3 protein-coding genes and 1 pseudogene are annotated in these 3,227 nt (G+C 55.7%); all 4 read right to left on the bottom strand.

Annotated features, from left to right (window positions below; all coding sequences use genetic code 11):
• Positions 1–588: DDE-type integrase/transposase/recombinase (locus tag MLC70_RS18690; protein ID WP_248185923.1), on the bottom strand; the 588-nt coding region annotated here is incomplete at its 3' end.
• Between the two features lie 74 nt (positions 589–662).
• Positions 663–1,169, bottom strand: coding sequence for a transposase (locus MLC70_RS18200; RefSeq protein WP_427902118.1), 507 nt, complete (start codon positions 1,167–1,169; stop codon positions 663–665).
• 116 nt (positions 1,170–1,285) lie between these two features.
• The gene (locus MLC70_RS18195) at positions 1,286–2,587 is read right to left on the bottom strand and encodes a TolC family protein (protein WP_248185919.1); all 1,302 of its coding nucleotides are present in this window, start codon (positions 2,585–2,587) and stop codon (positions 1,286–1,288) included.
• A gap of 286 nt (positions 2,588–2,873) precedes the next feature.
• Positions 2,874–3,227, bottom strand: a pseudogene (locus MLC70_RS18190) (TorF family putative porin); the annotation flags it as partial.

Raw genomic sequence — 3,227 nt, 5'->3', positions numbered from 1 at the left:
GGCCTTGAGCAGATAAGAGGTCATCGGCGCTCCGTTGTCAGAGTGCAGAACCGGCGGATTATGCCAGCAGCCCTCTCGTAACAGGGCGCGTTCAACCAGTTTCCGGGCCAGCTCGCCAGACTCCGCCTCATGGACTTCCCAGGCAACGATCTTGCGACTGTAGATGTCCATGATCAGGTACAGATACCAATGCTGGCCACGCACCGCTGACGGGCAATAGCTGATGTCCCAACTCCACACCTGGTTCGGGCCTGTCGCGGTGAAGCTAGTCGGCTCTGGCACCTTGCGTGGCGGCTTCATGCGCCCTCTGTGATTCTGTTGCTGGTGCTTCTTCAACACTCGGTAGAACGACGATTCCGAGGCCAGATAAAGGCCCTTGTCAGCCAGTGACGGCACGATCTGCGACGGTGGCGAACTCCGGTATTCAGGTTGATTACATGCGCTCAGAATGGCCAGCTCCTCGGCCTGTGTGAGTTTGTGGGGCTGTTCGACTGGCTCTGCCTCAGGGCGCTGATCTTCAGCAACCTGGCCATCAGAGCATCGCCAGCGCTTCAATGTGCGCTCGCTGATATCGATTATCTCTGCCACCTTGTATCGGGCAGCACCACCGGCAACGGCTTCATCAAATAGCTCCAGGAGCCTTGCACGTTCGTCCAGCGGCGTCAGTCGTCCTCGCTGCTGTCCGGATCCTCGCCGTACAAGGCTTCGAGCTTTTTTGACAGCACCAGAAGTGACGTGGTCTCAGCCAGCGCCCTGTCTTTACGGCGAACTTCCGACTTCAGCTTCTTGATTGTTTTACGGGCGTCTCGCTGTTGCTTCTGAGCCGCTTTCTGACGCTCACCCTGCATGCCGGCACCCTGAAGGCAGGCTTCCTTCCAGCGCTGTACTTGCTCCGGATACAAGCCTTTCTCGCGGCAATAGGCACTGAGTTCGGCTTCAGACATAGAGGCCGTTTCTACTACAACGGCCAGTTTGGCTTCGGGGGACCAATCTTCCCCGGTACGATTACCTGGCACGGGCATTCCTTGTTGTCGACACTGTTTCAACCAACTATACAGAGTCACATCGGATATGCCTTCCTCTGCTGCCACCGACACAACACTTCGGTTTTGCGGAGGTAACAACTTATTCAAAACGGCCGCTTTACGTTCTTCGGAATAACGTGGCATGAATGCTCCCATGCCGCCCCGACTAGTGAAATTCAGGCTAAATCGCCAACTGGACAACTAGGCTGACAGAGGGGGGAACGGTACTAAGAGAACGGTCAATTTTGAGTTTCATACCCTCAGGAACCGGCTGACATCGACAGAGCACCTCCTGTGCTTATCTCCAGCGCCCGGACGGCATCGATATAATCATTCTGCGCCTGAACGTATTCCTGCCTTACCGACAGGAGATTGTCCTGTGCCGCCAGAACATCCAAGGCACCGACCTTGCCCGCCCGAAGTGCTTTCTGCATCAACTGTAATGTTTCCTCTGAACGCTCCAGGATCGACTCGTTCATCTGGCGCAGCCGAACGGCGGTGGATTCGTACCGGGCCACAGCTGACACAACCTGACGCTCTGTAGCCAGGCGCAAGGCCTCTGCCTCAAGCTCGGAGGTTTTCAGCCGCGCAGCAGCTTGTCTCTGCTCACCGGAATAATCATGAAAAACGGTCAAAGGCATCGACACCCCTGCACCGAAAAGGTTGGAGCCTTCCTCACGATCATAAAATCCGAAGACTTTCAGATTTGGAATCGTCAGGCTTTTCGCAACTTCAAGGCCAGATTCATCCGCTGCAATTCTGGCGGCCGCCGCTTTCAGGTCCGCTCTCTGACTCTGTGCCATCTCGACAAGCTGGCTGGTCGGAGGCAGGTCTTCGAGCGTCACATCAAGCTCGCCGGTCACCCCAACGGCATCGGAGGGGGACACCCCGAGCACTTCGGTAAGGTCAATTTTTGATTGCTCGAGCTTTTGTTCCGCCGAGGCTTTTTGATTCCGGGCCCTGGCAAGCCCAATGACTGCGGTATTGAGATCAATCCGGGTTTGTTTACCCTGTTTTACGGACATTTCAACCAGGTCTTTGGTGCGTTGCATAAGTTCAACGGCACGGGTTGCGGTTTCCAACTCTTTCTGAGCCAGCAGTATCCGGAAATAGGCGGCCCGCACCCGCGCCTTGGTGGCTACCTTCAGGTATTCAAGCTCCTGTTGCCGGGACGTGAGATTACTCCGGGCACGCGACTGCCCAAGGTCGCCGCGATTACCCATCCAGATCTCCTGAGTAACCCTCACCCCATATTCCAGGGACTCGTCGGCCTGATCCGGGGCCTGACGGGCCCCCAACTCAAACTCTGGATTGCTCGGCGCCCAGCGGCTGGCATGATCAAGCTGTCCCTGCTGTATCGAGACCGCGGCCCGCCTCAAAGCCAATACCGGGCTATTCTCGAAAGCCATCACCATGGCCTGGTTCAGGGAAACAGCCTGGCTGGCTTTGGCCTGCTGATATTCTTTCAGCGACACACTCTCTTTTGCCTGGGCCGACACCATAGGAGAGACGGCCAAGGCTCCCGGAACTATCATCGCGCACAACAACAATCGTTTGTTCATTCAGTATCATCCTGGCTGTTTGACTGAGGTCAGTGAGTCAGCATTTTTGCGTGGGAATCTGGAACGACCTTACAGACAAACCTTTAATACAGTTTGAAATTCAGGCACCGGATAAGAAATGAGCTTTGGCGGCAGGGGGGGGGCAGAGGTAAGGGCGAGGATGTCGAGTCACCGGGCGTCAAGGCAGGCGCACGATGGTGGGTTCTTGCATGATAAATAAAAACCGGCCCGTCATTTGGGCCGGCTTTTTATTCTGGATCTGAATTGCTTGTGATCACTTGGCCGATCAGAAACTCCTGCTCCAACCCAGCCAGAACTTCGGATCATCCGAGTTGACAGAGCCAAGCGCGTCGGTTGACTCAATGTCCGCGTACTCCACGTTAACACTGAAAGAACCGAAGTTTCCCGCATCCTTTGTAACGTTGGCGGCGACGTGTGAATAACTTGCCTCGCCGACAGAAGCCTTGCCGTCATCAGCGAAGTCGTAATAGCCAAGCGTCACACCGGCACTGTAGCTGTCCTCCAGAGGCACCCCAACAGAGGCGTAGTAATAGGCATCCCCCTGCACGAACACCCCATCACCACTGGTGTCGCTGTTGATCGTGTAGGCTAGGCCTACAGCAGCAATGCCATAGCTGAT

Source organism: Marinobacter goseongensis (assembly GCF_023156235.1).
GTDB lineage: Bacteria > Pseudomonadota > Gammaproteobacteria > Pseudomonadales > Oleiphilaceae > Marinobacter > Marinobacter goseongensis.
Note: the sequence above shows the minus strand (reverse complement) of the source record. Positions and strands in the feature narration are given on the sequence as shown.

Coding starts and splice junctions, on each gene's coding strand:
- MLC70_RS18200 (WP_427902118.1), bottom strand. CDS start 1,169: ATGCCACGTTATTCCGAAGAACGTAAAGCGGCCGTTTTGAATAAGTTG.
- MLC70_RS18195 (WP_248185919.1), bottom strand. CDS start 2,587: ATGAACAAACGATTGTTGTTGTGCGCGATGATAGTTCCGGGAGCCTTG.